Source organism: Microtetraspora fusca (assembly GCF_001570365.1).
GTDB classification, from domain to species: Bacteria; Actinomycetota; Actinomycetes; order Streptosporangiales; family Streptosporangiaceae; genus Microtetraspora; species Microtetraspora fusca.
This window is the reverse complement of the sequence record NZ_BBYK01000069.1, coordinates 64,948-84,497: the sequence shown is the minus strand read 5'-3', so window position 1 is coordinate 84,497 and position 19,550 is coordinate 64,948. Positions and strand designations below refer to the sequence as shown.

General features: G+C 71.4%; 16 protein-coding genes. 14 read left to right on the top strand and 2 right to left on the bottom strand.

Annotation, left to right across the window (positions count from 1 at the left end; all coding sequences use genetic code 11):
• Nucleotides 1–68: 68 nt before the first annotated feature.
• Both AWQ68_RS33035 and AWQ68_RS33030 read left to right on the top strand, forming a co-directional pair.
• On the top strand, nt 69–1,652 hold the full coding sequence (locus tag AWQ68_RS33035) for a zinc-binding metallopeptidase family protein (RefSeq protein WP_066948233.1): 1,584 nt from the start codon (nt 69–71) through the stop codon (nt 1,650–1,652).
• Nucleotides 1,653–1,672: 20 nt separating this feature from the next.
• Nucleotides 1,673–3,559: a hypothetical protein gene (locus tag AWQ68_RS33030; RefSeq protein WP_066948230.1), complete on the top strand. Its 1,887-nt coding sequence runs from the start codon at nt 1,673–1,675 to the stop codon at nt 3,557–3,559.
• Here AWQ68_RS33030 and AWQ68_RS33025 read toward each other — a convergent pair.
• Complete coding sequence (locus tag AWQ68_RS33025; protein WP_084464669.1) at nt 3,529–4,215, bottom strand: TetR/AcrR family transcriptional regulator; 687 nt, start codon at nt 4,213–4,215, stop codon at nt 3,529–3,531. The two genes, AWQ68_RS33030 and AWQ68_RS33025, sit on opposite strands and share 31 nt — an antisense overlap.
• Before the next feature lie 66 nt (nt 4,216–4,281).
• Here AWQ68_RS33025 and AWQ68_RS33020 point away from each other — a divergent pair, with 66 nt between their 5' ends.
• From AWQ68_RS33020 to AWQ68_RS32995, 6 genes are read left to right on the top strand one after another with little or no spacing between them, the layout of a single operon-like run.
• Nucleotides 4,282–5,139 (top strand): poly(ethylene terephthalate) hydrolase family protein, encoded by an 858-nt coding sequence (locus AWQ68_RS33020; protein ID WP_066948224.1) that lies wholly within the window; start codon nt 4,282–4,284, stop codon nt 5,137–5,139.
• A gap of 10 nt (nt 5,140–5,149) precedes the next feature.
• Nucleotides 5,150–6,412: an ABC transporter substrate-binding protein gene (locus tag AWQ68_RS33015; RefSeq protein WP_066948221.1), complete on the top strand. Its 1,263-nt coding sequence runs from the start codon at nt 5,150–5,152 to the stop codon at nt 6,410–6,412.
• Entirely contained in the window at nt 6,409–7,332 is a 924-nt protein-coding gene (locus tag AWQ68_RS33010; RefSeq protein WP_084464668.1) for a carbohydrate ABC transporter permease, read from the top strand. Before AWQ68_RS33015 ends, AWQ68_RS33010 begins: the two co-directional genes overlap by 4 nt.
• Entirely contained in the window at nt 7,329–8,138 is an 810-nt protein-coding gene (locus tag AWQ68_RS33005) for a carbohydrate ABC transporter permease (protein WP_066948218.1), read from the top strand. Before AWQ68_RS33010 ends, AWQ68_RS33005 begins: the two co-directional genes overlap by 4 nt.
• An 8-nt stretch (nt 8,139–8,146) precedes the next feature.
• The gene (locus AWQ68_RS33000; protein WP_066948302.1) at nt 8,147–9,457 is read left to right on the top strand and encodes a M28 family metallopeptidase; all 1,311 of its coding nucleotides are present in this window, start codon (nt 8,147–8,149) and stop codon (nt 9,455–9,457) included.
• A complete protein-coding gene (locus AWQ68_RS32995; protein ID WP_066948300.1) occupies nt 9,454–10,812 on the top strand; it encodes a carboxylesterase/lipase family protein in 1,359 nt (452 codons plus the stop codon). The genes AWQ68_RS33000 and AWQ68_RS32995 overlap by 4 nt, the downstream gene beginning before the upstream one ends.
• A 123-nt stretch (nt 10,813–10,935) precedes the next feature.
• On the opposite strand, the gene AWQ68_RS32990 is transcribed toward AWQ68_RS32995, so the two are convergent.
• A complete protein-coding gene (locus AWQ68_RS32990; protein WP_066948216.1) occupies nt 10,936–11,130 on the bottom strand; it encodes a hypothetical protein in 195 nt (64 codons plus the stop codon).
• Between AWQ68_RS32990 and rhaI the strand changes: the two genes are divergently transcribed.
• The 6 genes from rhaI (at nt 11,123) to AWQ68_RS32960 (ending at nt 19,524) form a co-directional block, all read left to right on the top strand.
• Complete coding sequence (rhaI, locus tag AWQ68_RS32985) at nt 11,123–12,289, top strand: L-rhamnose isomerase (protein WP_066948213.1); 1,167 nt, start codon at nt 11,123–11,125, stop codon at nt 12,287–12,289. The genes AWQ68_RS32990 and rhaI overlap by 8 nt on opposite strands.
• Nucleotides 12,290–12,458: 169 nt before the next feature.
• Nucleotides 12,459–14,513 carry a bifunctional rhamnulose-1-phosphate aldolase/short-chain dehydrogenase gene (locus tag AWQ68_RS32980; RefSeq protein WP_066948210.1) on the top strand — a complete coding sequence of 685 codons (2,055 nt, stop codon included), beginning with the start codon at nt 12,459–12,461 and terminating at the stop codon, nt 14,511–14,513.
• On the top strand, nt 14,510–15,937 hold the full coding sequence (locus tag AWQ68_RS32975; protein ID WP_066948207.1) for a rhamnulokinase: 1,428 nt from the start codon (nt 14,510–14,512) through the stop codon (nt 15,935–15,937). Before AWQ68_RS32980 ends, AWQ68_RS32975 begins: the two co-directional genes overlap by 4 nt.
• Before the next feature lie 163 nt (nt 15,938–16,100).
• Nucleotides 16,101–16,394 (top strand): family 1 glycosylhydrolase, encoded by a 294-nt coding sequence (locus tag AWQ68_RS32970; RefSeq protein ID WP_066948204.1) that lies wholly within the window; start codon nt 16,101–16,103, stop codon nt 16,392–16,394.
• Complete coding sequence (locus AWQ68_RS32965) at nt 16,391–18,667, top strand: glycoside hydrolase family 3 C-terminal domain-containing protein (RefSeq protein WP_066948202.1); 2,277 nt, start codon at nt 16,391–16,393, stop codon at nt 18,665–18,667. Before AWQ68_RS32970 ends, AWQ68_RS32965 begins: the two co-directional genes overlap by 4 nt.
• A 95-nt stretch (nt 18,668–18,762) precedes the next feature.
• The gene (locus AWQ68_RS32960; RefSeq protein ID WP_066948298.1) at nt 18,763–19,524 is read left to right on the top strand and encodes an aminoglycoside adenylyltransferase family protein; all 762 of its coding nucleotides are present in this window, start codon (nt 18,763–18,765) and stop codon (nt 19,522–19,524) included.
• Nucleotides 19,525–19,550: the final 26 nt, after the last annotated feature.

Below are 19,550 nucleotides of genomic sequence, written 5' to 3'. Positions count from 1 at the left end.
GAACCAACCGCATGTCGGGGGACTGTCGCGGACCACGTACTAGAACGATTTGATGGAAGGCCCCCCACGTGAGACGACTCGCTCTCCTCGCCCTTCTCCTCCCGCTGGTCGCGCCCGCGCAACCGGCCTTCGCCCAGGCGGCCGCTCTGGCCTGCCCGGTCAGGGTCGACCCAGCCGCGTTCGCCTCCGAGGCCCGCCTGAGCACCCTGGCCAAGCAACAGGAGGCGTTCGGCCCCAGGCCGACCGGCTCCACCGCGCACGCCGACTACGTCGACTGGCTGGAGGACGAGATGGCGGCCATTCCCGGCCTCCAGTTCTCCTCCCTGCCCTACGCCATCGACCGCTGGGACAGCCTCGGCACCGGCCTGACCGTCGGTGGTACGGCCGTGCAGGTCGCGGCCCCTGTGCCGTTCTCCTCCTCCACCGGCGCGGGCGGCGTCTCGGCGCCGCTCGTCCACCTGGCCGCAGGGACGAACATCACCGCGGCCAACGCCGCCGGGAAGATCGTGGTCAGGGACCTGCCGTGGACCAGCGTGCCCAACCTGCTGTTCTATCCGCTCGGTGGGCTCGGCTACTCCATGTACGACCCGGGCCTCACGATCAACCTGCTCGGCTCGGAGTCGATGGAGGCCCCGGCCGCGGCCGACGCCGACCTCAAGGCGGCCGCCGCCGCGGGCGCGGTGGGCGTGATCGAGGTCAGCCAGCTTCCGCATGCCCAGATCCAGGGCATGTACGCGCCCTACGAGGGCCTGCCGTACGGCGTGCCGGGCGCGTACGTCGGCGCCGACCAGGGCAAGCAGATCAAGGACGCGCTGGCCGCCGGGAAGCCGGTCCAGGCCGCGCTGACCGTGAACGCCGCCTGGACGCCGACGACGACCCGCACCCTGCTCGCGACGCTTCCCGGCGGGAGCGCCCAGAAGATCGTCGTGGAAAGCCACACCGACGGCATGAGCCCGGTGTGGGACAACGGCCCGCTCACCATGATCGAGATGGCCCGCTACCTGTCGTCGCTACCGGTGGAGTGCCGTCCGCGCACCGTGCAGTTCGCGTTCGTGACCGGCCACCTCTACCAGCATCTGACCGGCCCCAACGTCCGCGAGGGCGGCGCGGGTCAGCTCGCCGCCCAGCTCGACGCCGAGTACGACCAGGGCGGGGTCTCCTCCGTCGTCGTGCTCGAGCACCTCGGTGCCAAGCGCTACGACGCGGTCGCCAGGCCGAACGGCCTGCCGGGCAAGCAGCTCGTCGCCAACCCCACCCTCACCGAACTGCTGATGGTCCCCGTCAGCGAGAGCACGCCGCTGCGCGAACTGGTCAAGGGCCACATCCAGTACTGGGACGTGAAGCGCACCGCGATCCTCAAGGGCCTGTCGGCGGCCGATCTCACCACGGTGCCGCACCACTGCGGCTTCGGTGGCGAGGGCACGCCGTACAACCAGCACCTGCTGCCCGTCATCTCGCCCATCGCCGCGCCCAAGACGCTGTTCTCGCCGCAGTTCGGCACCGAGGCGATCGACCTGCCGGCGATGCGCAAGGCGTCGCTCGCCTTCACCGACGTCGTGCTCGACCTCGGCCCGATGGCCCAGTCGGCCGTCGCGGGCGACGTGACCACCATGCGCCAGCAGCGCGCCTCCGGCACGCCGGGGTGTGCGTGAGCATCGACAGGAGGGCGCTCGTGCGTCGGCACACCATCGCCGACGCCGGGTGTCCGCTCACCGTCGGCAACGGGGAGTTCGCCTTCACCGCCGACGCCACCGGGCTGCAGACCTTCGCGCCGCTGGGCACGCAGGCGCAGTGGGGCTGGCACACGATGCCCAACCCCAAGGGCCACGTGCTGGAGGACGCGCTCACCGACTACGACGGCGTCGGCTATCCGGACCTGTATCCGGCCACCGAGGCGGGCGGCTGGCTGCACGTGAACCCGCACCGCCTGCATCTCGGCCGGATCGGCCTCGACGTCGACGAGGCCGCCCCGCTCGGCCGGTCGGCGCAGACCCTCGACCTGTGGACCGGCACGCTGTCCAGCTCCTTCGAGCTGGGCGGCCTGCCGTACGAGGTGGAGACGGTCTGTCACCCCGAGCGTGACCTGCTGGCCATCCGCGTCGTGGGCGGCGCGGGGGTCAGGATCGCCTTCCCCTACGCCAGCGACGGCTGGCACACCACCGCCGACTGGGACAAACCCGACAGGCACACCACCACGCACGCGCTCACGCGCACGCCGTACGGCTCGCGCTGCGACTTCACCCGCGTCCTGGACGCGGACCGCTACCACGTGGCCGCCGAGTGGGCGGGGCCGGCGCGGCTCACGTCGCCCCGCGGTCACGTGTACCTGATCCAGGGCGACGAGCTGGAGCTCGTCGTCGAGTTCGCACGCCACCCCGTCGGCGCCGCGCTCCCGTCCTTCTCCCAGGTCCGTACGGCTGCCGCCGCCCACTGGGAGAGGTTCTGGACCAGCGGGGGAGCGGTGAGCTTCGACGGCAGCGCCGACCCGCGAGCGCCCGAGCTCGAACGCCGGGTCGTGCTCTCGCAGTACCTCACTGCGGTCAACTGCGCGGGCTCCACCCCGCCGCAGGAGACCGGGCTGGCCGTGAACTCCTGGAGCGGCAAGTTCCACCTGGAGATGCACTGGTGGCACGCCGCCCACTTCGCCCTGTGGGGCAGGCCCGAGCTGCTGGAGCGGAGCCTGCCGTGGTACCGCTCGATCCTGCCGCGGGCCAGGGCCACGGCCGGGCGGCAGGGTTTCCGCGGCGCCCGCTGGCCCAAGCAGGTGGGGCCGGAGGGCAGGGAGAGCCCGAGCGAGATCGGCGCCTTCATCGTCTGGCAGCAGCCGCACCTGATCTACTTCGCCGAGCTGCTCCGCCGGGTCCGCCCGGGGGCGCTGGAGGACTACCGGGACCTGGTGTTCGAGACGGCCGAGTTCATGGCCTCCTTCGCGGGCGGCGGGCATCTGGGGCCGCCGCTGGTCCCGGCGCAGGAGTCCTACTACGAGTCCAGGCGGCTGGTGCGCGATCCCACGTTCGAGCTGGCCTACTGGTGGTGGGGGCTGGAGACGGCCCAGCGGTGGCGGGGCCTGCTCGGCCTGGACCCCGACCCGGAGTGGGCGCGGGTCCTGCACGGCCTGGCCCGGCCGCTGGTGCGCGACGGCGTCTACGCGGCCATCGGCGTGGAGCCGTACACGATCAGGACCGACCACCCCTCGATGGTCGGTGCGCTCGGGTTCGTGCCGCCCACCCCGCTGATCGACGCCGAGACCATGCGGGCCACCCTGCACGACGTGCTCGCCGACTGGGACCTGGAGAGCACCTGGGGCTGGGACTATCCGATGCTCGCCATGTGCGCGGCCAGGCTCGGCGAGCCTGACACCGCCGTGGACGCGCTGCTGATGGACGCCCCGAAGAACACCTACCTGGCCAGCGGCCACAACCACCAGTGGCCCGGCCTGCTGCCCCTCTACCTGCCGGGCAACGGCGGCCTGCTGGCCGCCGTCGCCCACATGGCGGCGGAGGAGTGCTTCCCCGAAGGCTGGCTGGTTCAGGCGGAAGGGGTGGTCGCGATGCCGTGATCGGGGCCGGCGAGCAGGGCGACCGTGTAGTGGTAGAGGTCGCCGGCCGACGACGTCAGAGTGGCGACGCGGCCCTCACGCACCTCCGAGGCGATGAACTCGGTGGTCCCGTAGACGATCAGGCGGGGCACCGCGGCGCGCAGCGGCGGCAGCGAGGGATCCTCCAGCCTGGCCCGCGCGGCCAGCGCCCCGAGCATGTCGAGGAAGGGCCGGTAGGCGGCGTCACGCTGCTCGACGGCCCGCTCACCCGCCCTCGGCAACTCCACGAAGTACGCCTGCGCGTACTCCGGGCGCTCCTGCCACCACCGCAGGTAGGCGGCCATCCCCAGCCAGAGCGCCTCGCGCCAGCGGTCGCCCGCCCCCGACGCGGCCGTGTGGATCGAGCCGATCATCTCGGGCAGGTCGCGCTCGCATCCGGCGAGGAAGCACGCCTCCTTGTCGGCGAACTGGACGTAGAAGGCGTTGCGCGAGACCCGCGCGGCGGCGATCACGTCCGGCACGCTCGTGGCGGCGTATCCGCGCCTCGCGACGAGCCTCAGCATGGCCTCCACGAGGCGGTCTCGCTGGGAGTTGCGCACCGTGTCGGGGGAGAGTCCGTGCCGCCCCCTGGGGAGTGGCCGGGCCGCCGGAACTTCCTTCTGTTCATGTCTTGACATCGCTCACCGATCGTACTTCCCTCTCTTAGGAGACGTTCACGTCTCCAAATAACCCGCGAGGTGACCATGGAGCACTTCACCCGTCGGCAGGCGTTGCGGGCAGGGGCGCTCGGCCTCATGTCGGCCGGATTCCTGTCGTGGACCACCGAGGCCAACGCCGCCTCCACCATCGAGACGATCTACAAGGCAACGGGTCCGTGGCCGGTCGCCACCGGCACCTCGGGCGGCCACCGGCTCTATTACCCGCAGACCCTGGGCTCGGGCGGCGTCACCCACCCGATCGTCACATGGGGCAACGGCTCGTGGGCCACTCCCGACAACTATCCGGGACTGCTCAACCACCTCGCCTCGTGGGGCTTCGCGGTGGTCGCCTCCACCAGCACGACCACGGGCACCGGCGCCGAGATCCTCGCCGCCGCCCAGCACCTCATCGGCCTCAACACCGATCCCGCCAGCGTCTTCCACGGCAAGCTGAACACCGCCCAGGTCGCCGCCGTCGGCCACTCCCAGGGCGCGGGCGGATCCATCAACGCGGCCAACCGCTCCGCCGGGCTGATCAAGACCGTCGTGCCGATCGCCGTGCCCGCGCAGTGGATGGCCAGCCCAGGAGACGAGTTCTCCGTCGCCGCCCTGACCTGCCCGGTGCTCTTGCTCAGCGGTGCGAACGACTGGCTGATCTCCTCGGCCGCGACCGTGCAGGGCTACTACGACCAGGCCACCGCCGGAGCGGGCAGGGCGCTGCTCAAGGGTGCAGGGCACAACGACATCCAGAACACCGGCGGGGCCTTCCTCGGCTACGTGACCGCCTGGCTGAGGTACCGCCTCCAGGCCGACACCCAGGCCCGCGGGGCGTTCGCCGGCAGCACCCCCGAGCTCCCCACCAACACCGCCTGGCAGAACCAGGCCCTCAAGAACCTCACCTAGGAGAACCACCATGGCGGATCTGACGCGGCGTGGGCTACTCGCCGCCGGCGCCGCCGGCGCGCTCACTCTGCTCGCCGGATGCGGCAAGGACCAGCCTCGGCAGCAGGCCGTGGACGGCAGGCCGCACGGCGAGGTCACCGTTTGGCTGCACGGCTCGCAGGACACCGGCCAACAGTTCCAGGAGCTCGTGCACCGCTACATCGCCGAGTTCAGGGTCGACGTGAAGCTGCTCTACCTGCCCGTGGGCCAGCTCGACGCCAAACTGCTGACCGCCTTCAGCGGCGGCGCCCCGCCCGACGTCTTCAAGATCGGCCACTGGAGCTTCCCCGCGCACGCCAAGAAGAAGCGGCTCGCGCCCGTCGACACCAAGGCGCTCTCGCTACAGAACTACGAGCCGGGCACGACCACCCCGCTCACGTACCAGGACGTGCCCTACGGCGTGCCCATCGACTTCAACCCCTGCATGCTCTACTACCGCAAGGACCGGTTCGAGGAGGCCGGGCTCGACCCCGACAAGCCCCCGGTGACCTGGGAGGAGGTCGCCGAGTACAGCGTCAAGCTCACCTCCAGGGACCGCAGCCGGGTCGGCCTGCAGTGGCTCTACGGCGACCCGCAGTGGGCCCTCATGATGCTGACCGCCCTCGTCCAGGGCAAGGGCGGCGAGCTCGTCGCTGCGGGCGGCGCGAAGGCGTCGCTCGCCACCGACCAGGGCCGGGCCGCCCTGACGTACATGTCGGGGATCGGCAACCCCAAGCTCTCCAACCCGCTGGGCGCACTCGGCCTGTTCTACTCCGGCGAGGCCGCCATGGTCGTCAGCGGCGCCTTCCTCGGCCCCGCGCTGGAGAAGCTGGGCAAGGACACGCTCACCTTCGGCAAGCAGTACGGCGTCGCGCCCATGCCCACCTGGGCCGGCGGCCCGCCCGTTGTCCCCGCCTACACCTGGGGCTGGGGCGTGGCCAAGGACTCGCCCAACCAGTTCACCGCCTGGCACCTCGTCAACTACCTGCAGGGCGCCCCGTCGGTGGCCGCCAACCTCGACAACGGCATCATCATCCCGACCAAGGGCTGGCGCGACGCCGGGCCGCGCGGCAAGTCCGAGATCATGAAGATCGTCGCCGACAGCCTTCCGCATGTCGACTTCGGCCCGATCATCCCCGGCACCCTCGAACTGGCGAAGGCCGCGGCCGGCGCCGTCGACTCCGTCGCCTACGGCAAGTCGACCCCCGCCCAGGCCGCGGCAACCTTCGACTCCACCGTGCGAATGGTCCTGTGAGCGTGCTCGACGGGGTCAGAGCCCGGCCCCAGGCCACCGCGGGCATGCTCGGCAGGGGCAGAACCCGGCCCCAGGCCACGGCGGGCGTGGCGCTGACCCTCCCGGTGGCCGTCTTCTTCGTCGTGTTCTGGCTCGTCCCGTTCCTGGCCGCCATCTATCTCAGCTTCACCGACTACGAGATGGCAGGGACGCCCAACTGGATCGGCCTCGCCAACTACGAGCGCATGTTCGCCGACCCCGGCTTCCTCAACTCGGCGTGGATCACCGTCGTCTACACGGTCTGCACGGTCGTCCCGACGATCGTGCTGGCCCTGCTGGTGGCCGTGCCGCTGAGCAAGCCGGGACGGCTCAACCGCCGGCTCAGAGCGCTCGTCATGATTCCGGCCGTGATGCCGCTCGCCGCCACGTCCATGGTCTGGGTGATCATCTACTCCGACCGCGGCATGGCCAACACCCTCCTCGGTCTGGTCGGGATCGAGCCGCAGTCCTGGCTGACCAGCTCCGACCTGGCCATCTGGGCCCTGGTCGTGATGGTCGTCTGGAAGAGCATGGGGCTGTTCGTGATCATCCTGACCGCCGGGCTGCAGGCGTTGCCCGGCGAGGTGTACGAGGCCGCCGCCATCGACGGGTCAGGGGCGGTGACCACGTTCACCCGGATCACGCTCCCGCTGCTGCGCAGGACCCTGCTGTTCGTCCTGGTCATCTCGGTGGCCGGATCGATGCAGGCGTTCGTGCCCGCCTTCCTGCTCACCGGCGGCGGGCCCGCCGACGCCACCCAGGTGCTGCCGTACTACATCTGGGCCAACGCCTTCCCTTACGAGCACATGGGCTACGCCGCCGCGATGGGCATGGTGCTGCTCGCCGCCATGGTGATCGTCTCGGCGCTGCAGTTCGGGTTCCTGAAGGGAGGCGACGAATGAGAGCGGGAACGATCCTGCGCGCCGTCTGGCTGATCGTCGCGGTCGGGTTCATGCTGCTGCCGGTCTACGCCATGCTCGTCGTCGCCTCGGCGCCCGACGACACCGACCTGCGCGGGCTGGTCTTCAACGGCTTCCACCTGCCCGAGAACATCAGGTTGCTGTTCGGCGAGGCCAACCTGCCCACCTACCTGCGCAACAGCCTCATCCTGTGCGTCGGCACCGGCGTCCTGGACGTGATGTTCTCGGCCGCCGCCGGATACGCGATGGCCCAGCTGTCCTTTCCCGGCCGCCGCGTCCTGTTCGCGCTGGTGATCGGCACGCTCGCGCTCACCCCGATGGTCCTGGTCATCCCCGTCTTCCTCATCGTGAAGGAGCTCGGCTGGGTCAACACCTTCCAGGGCATGATGGTGCCCGGGATGATCAGCGCGTTCGGCGTCTTCCTGGTGCGGCAGTTCGCCCTCGGCATCCCGAAGGAGCTGCTGCTGGCCGCGCGGGTCGACGGCGCGGGGGAGTTCCGCATCTTCGCGCGCATCGCCGTGCCGCTGCTCAAGCCCGCGCTCATCACCCTGTTCCTCGTACATTTCCTGGCACAGTGGGACAACCTGCTGTGGCCGCTGATCGTGGCCAACGAGCAGGAGCTGTGGCCGTTGCCGGTGGGGCTGGCCAACTTCCAGAGCGAGGTCGGCTTCAACTATCACCTGACCACCACCGCGGCACTGGTCACCGCCGTGCCACCGTTCATCCTGATGGTGGCGCTGCAGCGCTACTACGTGGCGGGGCTCACCTTCGGAGGGCTGAAGCGATGATCCCGGACATGATCCCCGACGCTGTGCGGATGATGGAGTGGATCGAGACGGTCACCTCGCGGGGCATCAGGCGTCCCGGCTACCCGGCCGACGACTGGACCGCCGCGTGGGCCGCCGAGCGCTTCACCGAGTTCGGGCTCCACGACGTACGGCTGGCGCCGGTCGAGCTGCCCGTCTGGCGGCCGGTGACGGCGGCCCTGGTGGTGCGCCTGGACGCCGACCCGTCGAGAGTCGTGCGGGTGGCGGCGTCCGCACTGCCGTACACCACGCCGAAGGCGATCGTGAGCGCGCCGGTCAGCCGCGAGGTCGTGCCGGGCGCGATCGTCGTGCCCGAGTACACCTTCACCGAGCTGCCGCAGTCCTACCTCAGGGACCTGGCGACGGCCGTGCACGACCCCGAGGGCGTCTTCGACGAGCTGGTCCAGACGCTGCCGTTCCAGCTCGACTACCTCGCCGTCATCCAGGGCGTCATGGACGGCGGCGCCGCCGCCTTCGCGGGGGCGCTGACCGGGGTGCCGTGGGAGACACGCGACTACTACGTGCCCTACGACGCCGTGCACCGCGACCTCCCGGCCGTCTGGCTGTCGGGCGGCGACTCGCGGCGGGTGCTCGACCTGGTCGACGAGGGCCCCTGCACGGGCACGCTCACCGTCGAGTCGGAGACGGGCCCGGCCGTCTCGCACAATGTGATCGGCACGCTCCCCGGCCGCTCCGACCAGTGGGTGATCATCGGCTCGCACCACGACGCGCCCTGGGCCTCGGCCGTCGAGGACGCCTCGGGGATCGCGCTGGTGCTGGCCGCCGCCCAGTACTGGGCAGGCGTGCCCGAGCGGGACCGGCCGCACAACCTGATCTTCCTGCTGACCGCAGGTCACATGGCGCACGCCGCGGGCACCCGGGCCTTCATCGAGGAGAACCGCGGCCTGCTGGGCGACGTCGTACTCCAGCTCCACCTGGAGCACGCCGCCCGGCGGTGCGTGGTCGTGGACGACGAGCTGGTGCCCACCGGCGACCCCGAACCCGGCTGGTGGTTCACCACCAGGAAGCCGGAGCTGGAGAGCCTGGTGGCGGCGGCCCTCGTCGCGGAGGACCTGAGACGCTCGTTCGTGCTGCCGCCGGACGTGTTCTCCCCGATGCCGCCCACCGACGGGGCCTTCTTCCACCCCGAAGGGGTGCCGCTCGTGCACTTCCTGTCGGCTCCCATGTACCTGTTCGACTCGGCCGACACCCTCGACAAGGTGCACGAGGCCAGCCTTGAGCCGCTCACCCGGGCGGCGATCAGAATCGTCGAAGGGACGGCCGGATGGCGCCGGGCATGATCGTGCGAACCACTGCCGGGCTGGTCGAGGGCAGGGCCGAGGAGGGCGTGCTCGCCTTCCTCGGCGTGCCGTACGCCGCCCCGCCCTTCGGCGAGCACCGCTTCGGCGCGCCCGTCCCGCCACGCGCGTGGGACGGCGTACGGCCCGCCGTCACGCGGGGCCCCGCCGCCCCGCAGGCGGCCGGTGAGGACATCGGCCTGTACGCGCCCGACGTCTTCGAGGTCGGCGAGGACTGCCTCAACCTCGACGTGCGCACCCCTGAGACCGGCCCGGCCGGGCTGCCCGTCCTGGTCTGGATCCACGGCGGCGCGTTCTCCATCGGCGGCAACGGGGCGGCCTGGCACCAGGGCTCCCGCTTCGCCCGCGACGGCGTGGTCTGCGTGGCCATCAACTACCGGCTCGGCTTCGAGGGCTTCCTGGCGCTGGAGGACGCCCCGCTCAACCGGGGTGTCCTCGACTGGCTGGCCGCGCTGGAATGGGTACGCGACAACATCGCGGCCTTCGGCGGCGACCCAGGCAACGTGACGATCGCCGGGCAGTCGGCGGGCGCCGCCGCCGTCGCCACGCTGCTGACGATGCCCCGCGCCGAAGGGCTGTTCCGGCGCGCGATCGTGATGAGCGGCTCGGCCAACCTGGTCGCCACCGAGCAGGAGGCGCGCGACTACGCCAAGACGCTCGCCGCCCGGCTCGGGATCGACCCGACCAGGTCCTCCTTCGCCGGGCTGTCCCCCGAGGCACTCGTCGCCGAACAGCCGCCGCCGCTGGCCGCCGACTCCGGCGGGCTGAACGAGTCGGTGCCGGTCAAGCCGGTCGTCGACGGCGACCTGATCCCGGCCGTCCCGCTGGCCGCCCTGCGCGCGGGCGCGAGCGGGCACCTTCCACTGCTGGTCGGCTGCACCTCCCAGGAGGCCGACGTGTTCGTCCGCCGCCTGGTCGCCGACCTCGACGAGGCCGCCGCGCAGGCCGTGCTCGACCACCTCGGCGTCCAGGTCGACGAACCCGGCCTCGCACCCGCCGAGCGCGTCGGGCGCGCCTTCACCCAGCACCTGTTCACCCGCGAGACGCGCTGGATCCGCGAGGCCAGGCCCGCCTACGCCTACGAGTTCCGGTGGGAGTCGCCCGTCGAGAGCCCGGTCGGCGGCGGACGCGTGGGCGCGGTGCACAACCTCGACCTGCCCTTCGTCTTCGACGTGCTCGACGCGCCCGGCGTAGAACGCACCGCAGGGCCAGGCGCGCCCCAGGCCGTGGCCGACGCGATGCACGCCGCCTGGGTGCGCTTCGCCCGCACCGGCGATCCCGGCTGGCCACTTGGGCACACCGTGGTCTTCGGTGAGCCCACCGACCGGAGGTTGTGACATGCAGTCCTGCTCGAGCGCGGTGGCACCGACCCCGCTGCCGGGCGAGACCATCGGCGACGACTTCGAGCGGACCGTGCGGCGCTTCGGCGACCGCGAGGCACTCCGTCCCCGCCGATAGCGTCAATCCGTGCAGGTCAAACGGCTTGCCTGGCCCTTGAGCCGAGGCTCTCGAGCATGGGTGCGCTCGACGACGATCGGCCCGACCGGGGCGCCCGGCGCCTGACCGAGATCTTCCACCTCGAAGCCCAGTTCGCCGCGCTCGACGACGAACCCGACCGCGGCATCCGACCGACAGAAAGAAGCGATCGTGACCACGCTCTCCCCCGACATCCTGGCCGAGCTCGAGCGGCAGGCCATCGAGTTGCCGAGCTGGGCGTTCGGCAACTCGGGCACCCGCTTCAAGGTCTTCTCGACGCCGGGCACGCCGCGCGACCCGTACGAGAAGATCGCGGATGCCGCGCAGGTGCACGCGTACACGGCCCTCGCGCCGACCGTGGCCCTGCACATCCCATGGGACAGGGTCGACTCCTACGACGACCTGCGCAAGCACGCCGAGAACCACGGCGTCGCCCTCGGCACGATCAACTCGAACACTTTCCAGGACGACGACTACAAGTTCGGCGCCCTCACCCACGAGGATCCGAGGGTTCGGCGGAAGGCGATCGACCACCACTTCGAGTGCATCGACGTCATGCACGCCACCGGAAGCCGCGACCTGAAGATCTGGCTCGCCGAGGGCTCGAACTACCCGGGCCAGGCCGACCTGCGCGGCCGTCAAGATCGCCTGCACGAGTCGCTGAAGACGATCTACGACCGGCTCGGCGACGGGCAGCGCCTCGTGCTCGAGTACAAGTTCTTCGAGCCGGCCTTCTACCACACCGACGTGCCCGACTGGGGCACGAGCTACGCCCAGGTCGCCGCGCTCGGCGACAGGGCCATGGTCTGCCTCGACACCGGCCACCACGCGCCCGGCACCAACATCGAGTTCATCGTCATGCAGCTGCTGCGCCTTGGCAAGCTCGGCTCCTTCGACTTCAACTCGCGCTTCTACGCCGACGACGACCTCATCGTCGGCGCGGCCGACCCGTTCCAGCTGTTCCGCATCCTCTTCGAAGTCATCCGCGGCGGCGGCCTCAACCACCCAGACGTCGCGTTCATGCTCGACCAGTGCCACAACGTCGAGGACAAGATCCGCGGCCAGATCCGCTCGGTGCTCAACGTGCAGGAGATGACCGCGCGCGCCCTGCTCGTCGACCGCGAGGCCCTCGGCGCCGCCCAGCGCAGCGGCGACGTGCTCGAGGCGAACCGCGTCTTCATGGACGCGTTCCACACCGACGTGCGCCCAGCCCTCGCGGAGTGGCGCGAGTCGCGGGGCCTGCCCGCCGACCCGATGACGGCCTTCGCCGAGTCGGGCTACCTCGCCCGGACCGCCGAAGAGCGCGTCGGCGGCACACAGGCCGGCTGGGGCGCGTGAGCCCATCGAGTCGCCGAGAATCGACCGCTCCCGCCCGGAGAGCGTCGATCTCCGGTGACTCGTGGGAGATCGAGCGACTCTCAGACCGTCAGTGCCACGACGGTCTCGACGCGGCCTGTCCGATCGACAGGGGACAGACCACCATCCGCCACACCGAAGGATCCCGCTCATGACGAACCAGGCAGCCGCCGACCTCATCGCGCGGTCGAACCGCCTCGGCGCCGACCCGAAGAACACGAACTACGCCGGCGGCAACACGTCGGCGAAGGGCGCCGAGACCGACCCGGTTACGGGCGAGCCCGTCGAACTGCTCTGGGTGAAGGGCTCGGGCGGCGACCTCGGCACGCTCACCGAGACCGGGCTCGCGGTGCTGCGCCTCGACCGGCTCCGCGACCTCGTGAAGGTGTACCCGGGCGTCGAGCGCGAGGACGAGATGGTCGCCGCGTTCGACCATTGCCTGTTCGGGCTGGGTGGGCCGCACGGCAGAGGCGGCGCCGCGCCGTCGATCGACACGGCCATGCACGGCCTCGTCGACGCCGCGCACGTCGACCACCTGCACCCGGATTCGGGCATCGCCATCGCGACCGCCGCCGCCGGCGAGGAGCTCACGAAGAGGATCTTCGGGGACCGGGTCGTGTGGGTGCCATGGCGCCGCCCGGGCTTCCAGCTCGGCCTCGACATCGCGGAGATCAAGGCGAAGAACCCGCAGGCGGTCGGCTGCATCCTCGGCGGTCACGGCATCACCGCGTGGGGTGACACCTCCGAGGAGAGCGAGAGGAACTCGCTCTGGATCATCGATACCGCCGCGGCGTACCTCGCCGAGCACGGCAAGCCGGAGCCGTTCGGCGCGGTCGTGCCGGGTTACGAGCCGCTGCCCGAGGCCGAGCGGCGCGCTAGGGCCGCCGCGCTCGCGCCGACGATCCGCGGGCTCGCTTCGTACGACAGGCCGCAGCTCGGCCACTTCACGGACAGCGAGGTGGTGCTCGAGTTCCTCTCCCGCGAGAAGCTGCAGCCGCTCGCGGCGCTCGGCACGAGCTGCCCCGACCACTTCCTGCGCACGAAGGTGAAGCCGCTCGTGCTCGACCTGCCGGCGTCGGCGAGCGTCGAGGAGAGCATCGCGCGCCTCAAGGAGCTGCACGAGCAGTACCGCGCCGACTATCGGGCGTACTACGACGCCTACGCGACCGAGGACTCTCCCGCGATCCGCGGCGCCGACCCGGCGATCGTGCTCGTGCCCGGCGTCGGCATGTTCTCATTCGGCAAGGACAAGCAGACCGCGCGCGTGGCCGGCGAGTTCTACGTGAACGCGATCAACGTGATGCGCGGCGCCGAGGCGCTGTCGACCTATGCCCCCATCTCCGACGAGGAGAAGTTCCGCATCGAGTACTGGGCGCTCGAGGAGGCCAAGCTCCAGCGTATGCCGACGCCCAAGACGCACGCGACGCGCATCGCGCTCGTTACCGGCGCGGCCTCCGGCATCGGCAAGGCCGTCGCCACCCGGCTCGCGGCCGAGGGCGCCTGCGTCGTCGTCACCGACCTCGACCTCGAGAAGGCGCAGGCGGTGGCGTCCGAGCTCGGCGGCACGGATGTCGCGATCGGCGTGCAGGCGAACGTGACGGACGCCGCGCAGGTGCAGGCCGCGATCGACGAGGCGGTGCTTGCCTTCGGCGGCCTCGACCTCGTGGTGAACAACGCCGGCCTCTCGCTCTCGAAGCCGCTCCTCGAGACCACCGAGGCCGACTGGGACCTGCAGCACGATGTCATGGCCAAGGGCTCGTTCCTCGTGTCGAAGGCTGCCGCGCGGGTGCTCATCGAGCAGGGCCTCGGCGGCGACATCGTCTACATCTCCTCGAAGAACTCGGTGTTCGCCGGCCCGAACAACATCGCCTACTCGGCGACGAAGGCCGACCAGGCCCACCAGGTGCGCCTGCTCGCGGTCGAACTCGGCGAGCACGGCGTCAGGGTCAACGGCGTCAACCCCGACGGCGTCGTGCGCGGCTCGGGCATCTTCGCCTCGGGCTGGGGCGCCAACCGGGCGAAGACCTACGGCATCCCCGAGGAGGACCTCGGCAGGTTCTACGCCCAGCGCACGATCCTGAAGCGCGAGGTGCTGCCCGAGCACGTCGCGAACGCGGTGTTCGTGCTCACCGGCCCCGAGCTCAGCCACACCACCGGCCTGCACGTCCCGGTCGACGCGGGGGTAGCCGCCGCGTTCCTGCGATGACCGCCGGGGCGGTCGCCGCGGTCGACCTCGGGGCCACGAGCGGGCGGGTCGTCGTCGGGCACGTCGACCAGGCGGCCGGCACGCTCGGGCTCGACCACGTCGCGCGGTTCCCGAACAGGCCCGTGCGCCTGGCGTCGGGCCTGCACTGGGATCTCACGGGCCTGTACCGCGACCTCACGCGCGGGCTCGCCGACGCGTTCCGCCGCGAGCCCGGCGTCGCGTCGATCGGCGTGGACTCCTGGGCCGTCGACTACGCGCTGCTGCGCGGCGACCGCGTCCTCGGCGAGCCGTTCCACTACCGCGACGAACGCAACCAGGCCGCGGTCGAGGCAGTGCACGCGCGAGTGCCGTTCGAGGAGCTCTACCGCCGCAACGGCCTGCAGTTCCTGCCGTTCAACACCGTGTACCAACTCGCGGCCGAAAGGGCGGCCGGATGCCTCGGGCTCGCCGATTCGCTCCTGCTCATCCCCGACCTCGTCGGCTTCCAGCTCACGGGCGCGAAGGTCGCCGAGCGCACCAACGCCTCGACGACCGGGCTGCTGGACGTCGAGACGGGCGGATGGGACCACGAGCTCGTCGAACGGCTCGGGCTCAAGGCGTCCGTGCTGCCCCGCCTCGTCTCGCCGGGCGCCTCGCTCGGCGGCCTGCGGCCCGGAGTCGCCGCCGAACTCGGCGCTCCCGCCGGGGTGCAGGTCGTGGCCGTCGGCTCGCACGACACGGCCTCGGCGGTCGTCGCCGTGCCGATGCGCCCCGAGTCCGCGTCCTACATCTCTTGCGGCACCTGGGGCCTCGTCGGCGTCGAGCTCGAGCGGCCGGTGACCACGGACGCCGCGCGCGAGGCGAACTTCACGAACGAGGGCGGCGTCGACGGCCGGGTGCGCTTCCTGCACAACGTCATGGGGCTCTGGCTGCTGTCGGAGTCGGTGCGCTGGTGGGAGCGCGACGGGTCGTCGATCGACCTGCCCGAGCTTCTCGCACAGGCGGCCGCGGTCACGACCGCGGTGCCCGTGTTCGACGCGAACGACCCGCGGTTCCTCGCCCCGGGCGACCTGCCGGGGCGCATCGCGGAGTGGTGCGCCGAGCGCGGGGTCGCCGCGCCGCGGAGCCGCGCGGAGTTCGCCCGCTCGATCGTCGAGAGCCTGGCCGAGGCGTTCGCGAGCGCCGTGCACACGGTGTCCGCCCTCTCGGGCGTCGGCGTCGAGACGATCCACATCGTGGGCGGTGGCGCGCTCAACGCACTGCTCTGCCAGCGCACGGCCGACCGCTCGGGCCTCCCGGTGCTCGCGGGACCCGTGGAGGCGACGGCCATCGGCAACGTGCTCGTGCAGGCCCGCTCCGCGGGCTTCGCCGAGGGCGGCCTCGAGGCACTTCGCTCGCTCGTCGCCAGGGCCTTCAGCCCGATGCGCCATGATCCGGCCGGCTGAGCGCCGGCCGCAAGAAGAAGGACGAAACATGGTGCGGGGGGATCCGGCTCGAACTACGCCGTCCTCTCCCTGGCCGTCGTCGTCGTGGCCCTGGCCGGCGCGTTGACCGTGCTCCCGATCAAGGCCGTCCGCTGACCGTCATGAGAACTTTGGAGGCAGAGAGATGAGAAGACTCCCCGAGGGATTCCTCTGGGGCGCCTCGACGTCCGGGCACCAGGTCGAGGGCGGCAACGTCTCCAGCGACTGGTGGCGCTTCGAGGGATCGGGGATGCTCCCGGAGCGTGGCGGAGACGCCGTGGACCACTACCACCGGTATCCCGAGGACATGCGCCTGCTCGCCAATGCCGGGCTGAACGCCTACCGGTTCGGCATCGAGTGGGCCAGGATCGAACCCGAGCCGGGACAGGTGGTCCCTCACCCCTTCGGCCCGCCGCGAGCAGAAAGGCAGACACCATGACCGACAACGCCACCGCGGTGAACGAGACACCGGCCGGCCTCACCCTGGAGGAGAAGGCGTCGCTGACCAGCGGCGCGGACTTCTGGACGACCAAGGCGATCGAGCGGGTCGGCGTCCCGTCGATCATGATGACCGACGGCCCGCACGGCCTGCGCAAGCAGCGCGGCGGAAACGACCATCTCGGCATCGCCGACAGCGTGCCCGCGACGTGTTTCCCGCCCGCGGCCGGCCTCGGCTCGTCCTTCGACCCGGAGCTGGCGCGGCGCGTCGGGGAGGCGCTGGGCGTGGAGTCGGCCATCGGGGACGTCGCCGTGCTCCTCGGACCGGGCGTCAACATCAAGCGGTCGCCGCTGTGCGGCCGCAACTTCGAGTACTTCTCGGAGGATCCGATCGTGTCCGGTGTCATGGGTGCGGCGCTCGTACGCGGGATCCAGTCCACGGGCGCGGGCGCGTCGCTGAAGCACTTCGCCGCGAACAACCAGGAAACCGACCGCATGCGCGTCTCCAGCGACGTCGATCCGCGACCGCTGCGCGAGATCTACCTGCGCGGCTTCCAGCGGGTGGTCGAGGACGCGCGGCCCTGGACGGTCATGTGCGCCTACAACCGGATCAACGGCGTGTACGCCTCGGAGAACCCGTGGTTGCTGACGCGGGTGCTGCGCGAGGAGTGGGGCTTCACCGGCCTCGTCGTCTCCGACTGGGGAGCGGTCGCCGACCGCGTGGCGAGCCTGAAGGCCGGGCTCGACCTGGAGATGCCCTCAAGCGGAGGCCGCACCGACGCCCAGGTGGTCGCCGCGGTGCGGGACGGCTCGCTCGACGAGGACGCACTCGACACCGCCGTCGCCCGGGTGCTCGACCTCGTACGAAAGGCGCAGGCCCGCCCCGCGGTCGCCGGGCCGCTCGACGTGGAGGCGCACCACGCGCTTGCCCGCGAGGCCGCCGGCCGATCGATCGTGCTGCTGAAGAACGACGGCGTGCTGCCCCTCGCCCGGGACACCCGCGTGGCCGTGATCGGCGCGTTCGCGGCGCGACCGCGCTACCAGGGCGCCGGATCGAGCCTGATCAACCCGACGCGGCTCGACACCGCGATCGACGAGATCCGCGCGCTGTCGGCGGGCGAGGTGACGTACACGGCGGGCTTCACACTCGACGGCACGGGCGACGCCGCCGCGCTGCGGGACGAGGCCGTCGCCGCGGCCTCCTCGGCCGAGGTCGCCGTCGTCTTCCTCGGTCTGCCGGCCGCGGAGGAGTCCGAGGGGTACGACCGCGACCACATCGATCTGCCCGCCGCGCAGCTCCGCCTGCTCGACGCCGTCGTCGCGGCCAACCCGCGCACCGTCGTCGTGCTGTCCAACGGCGGTGTGGTGGCGCTGCCGTTCCGTGACCGGGTGCCCGCGATCGTTGAGGGCTGGCTCCTCGGCCAGGCCGGCGGCGGGGCCACCGCCGACGTGCTGTTCGGCGTCGTCAACCCCTCCGGCAAGCTGACCGAGACCATCCCGCTGCGTCTGGCGGACACCCCGTCGTACGGCAACTTCCCCGGCGAGTCCGGCCACGTGCGCTACGGAGAGGGACTGCTCGTGGGCTATCGCTGGTACGACGCGAGGTCGATCGAGGTCGCCTACCCGTTCGGCCACGGCCTGTCGTACACGACGTTCCGCTACGGCGACGCCTCGGTCTCCGTCCGGGCCGGCGGCGACGTCGCCGTCACCGTGCCCGTCACGAACACGGGCCAGGTCACGGGCCGGGAGGTCGTGCAGGTGTACACCTCCCTGCCCGGCTCGGCGGTCCAGCGGGCTCCTCGGGAGCTCAAGGCATTCGCCTCGGTCGCGCTGGAGCCGGGCGAGACGGCGGTCGCCGAGCTGGTGGTGCGCCGCGCCGACCTCGCGTACTGGGACGTCAGCGCGGACCGCTGGGTCGTCGAGGGCGGCGAGTACGTCGTCGAGGTCGCCGCGTCCAGCCGCGACGTGCGCTCGGCCGTCACGGTGGCCGTCACCGGCGACGACGTGCGCCTGCCGCTCACCATGGACTCCTCGATCGGCGAGCTGCTCGCCCACCCGGTCGCCGGCCCGATCGTACGGCAGGCGATGTCCGGCATGGCCGACGACATGATGGGCGGCACGGACGCGGCCGGCGCGTCGATGATGGCCCATGACGAGGGCCTGCGGAGGATGCTCGACTCGTTCCCGATCGGCCGGCTCACGGCCTTCCCTGGCGTGCCGGTGTCGCGTGAGCAGATCGAGGGGCTCATCGCGATGGCGAACGCGCAGGGCTGACCGCCGCCCGCCGCCTGGCTGCGGGTGACCTGGCCGACCGCGCAGGCATGGCCGGTGGTCCGTGCCGGTGAGCGGGCGTGTCCGATACTGACGGGATGGATCAGCTTGAGCAGACCGTCGACCTCGTCCACGACGTCGTGGGGCAGGAGCTCCTGGGGACGTATCTCCACGGCTCCGCCGTGCTCGGGGGTCTCGCCCCGGCCAGCGACCTGGACGTCCTGGCCGTCACGCGGCGGAGTCTTGACGAGCGGAAGCGGCGGGCGCTTGTTGAGGGCTTGTTGGAGATCTCCGGCCTGACGCCCACCGTCCGGCCGGTTGAACTCACTGTCGTCGTCCAGTCCGAGGTCCGCCCCTGGCGGTTCCCGCCGATCGGAGACTTCCTCTACGGCGAGTGGCTGCGCGACGAATTCCAGACGGGTGAGCCTCCGCGACCCGGCCCGATGCCGGACCTGGCCCTGGTTCTCACGGTGGTCCTGGCAGGCGACCACCCCCTGGCCGGGCCGCCTCCCGCCGAGCTCCTGGACCCGGTGCCGCACGCCGACCTCGTCCGGGCGAGCGTTGAGGGAATCCCCGAACTCCTGGCCGACCTGGACGACGACACCCGCAACGTCCTGCTGACCCTCGCCCGCGTCTGGACCACCCTCGCCACGGGCGAGATCAGAACCAAGGACGCCGCCGCCGACTGGGCCATGGCCCACCTACCCCCGGAACACCGCCCCGTCCTGGAGCACGCCAGGAACTTGTACCTCACCTGCCACTATCAGGACGAGGTCTGGAGCGAGGGGTTGAAGGCCCAGGTGCGCCCGCACGTGGACGACGTGCTCACCCGCATCGACCACCTGCGTCAACAGGCGTGAACCGCTCCCCGGATGCGTGCTCACGA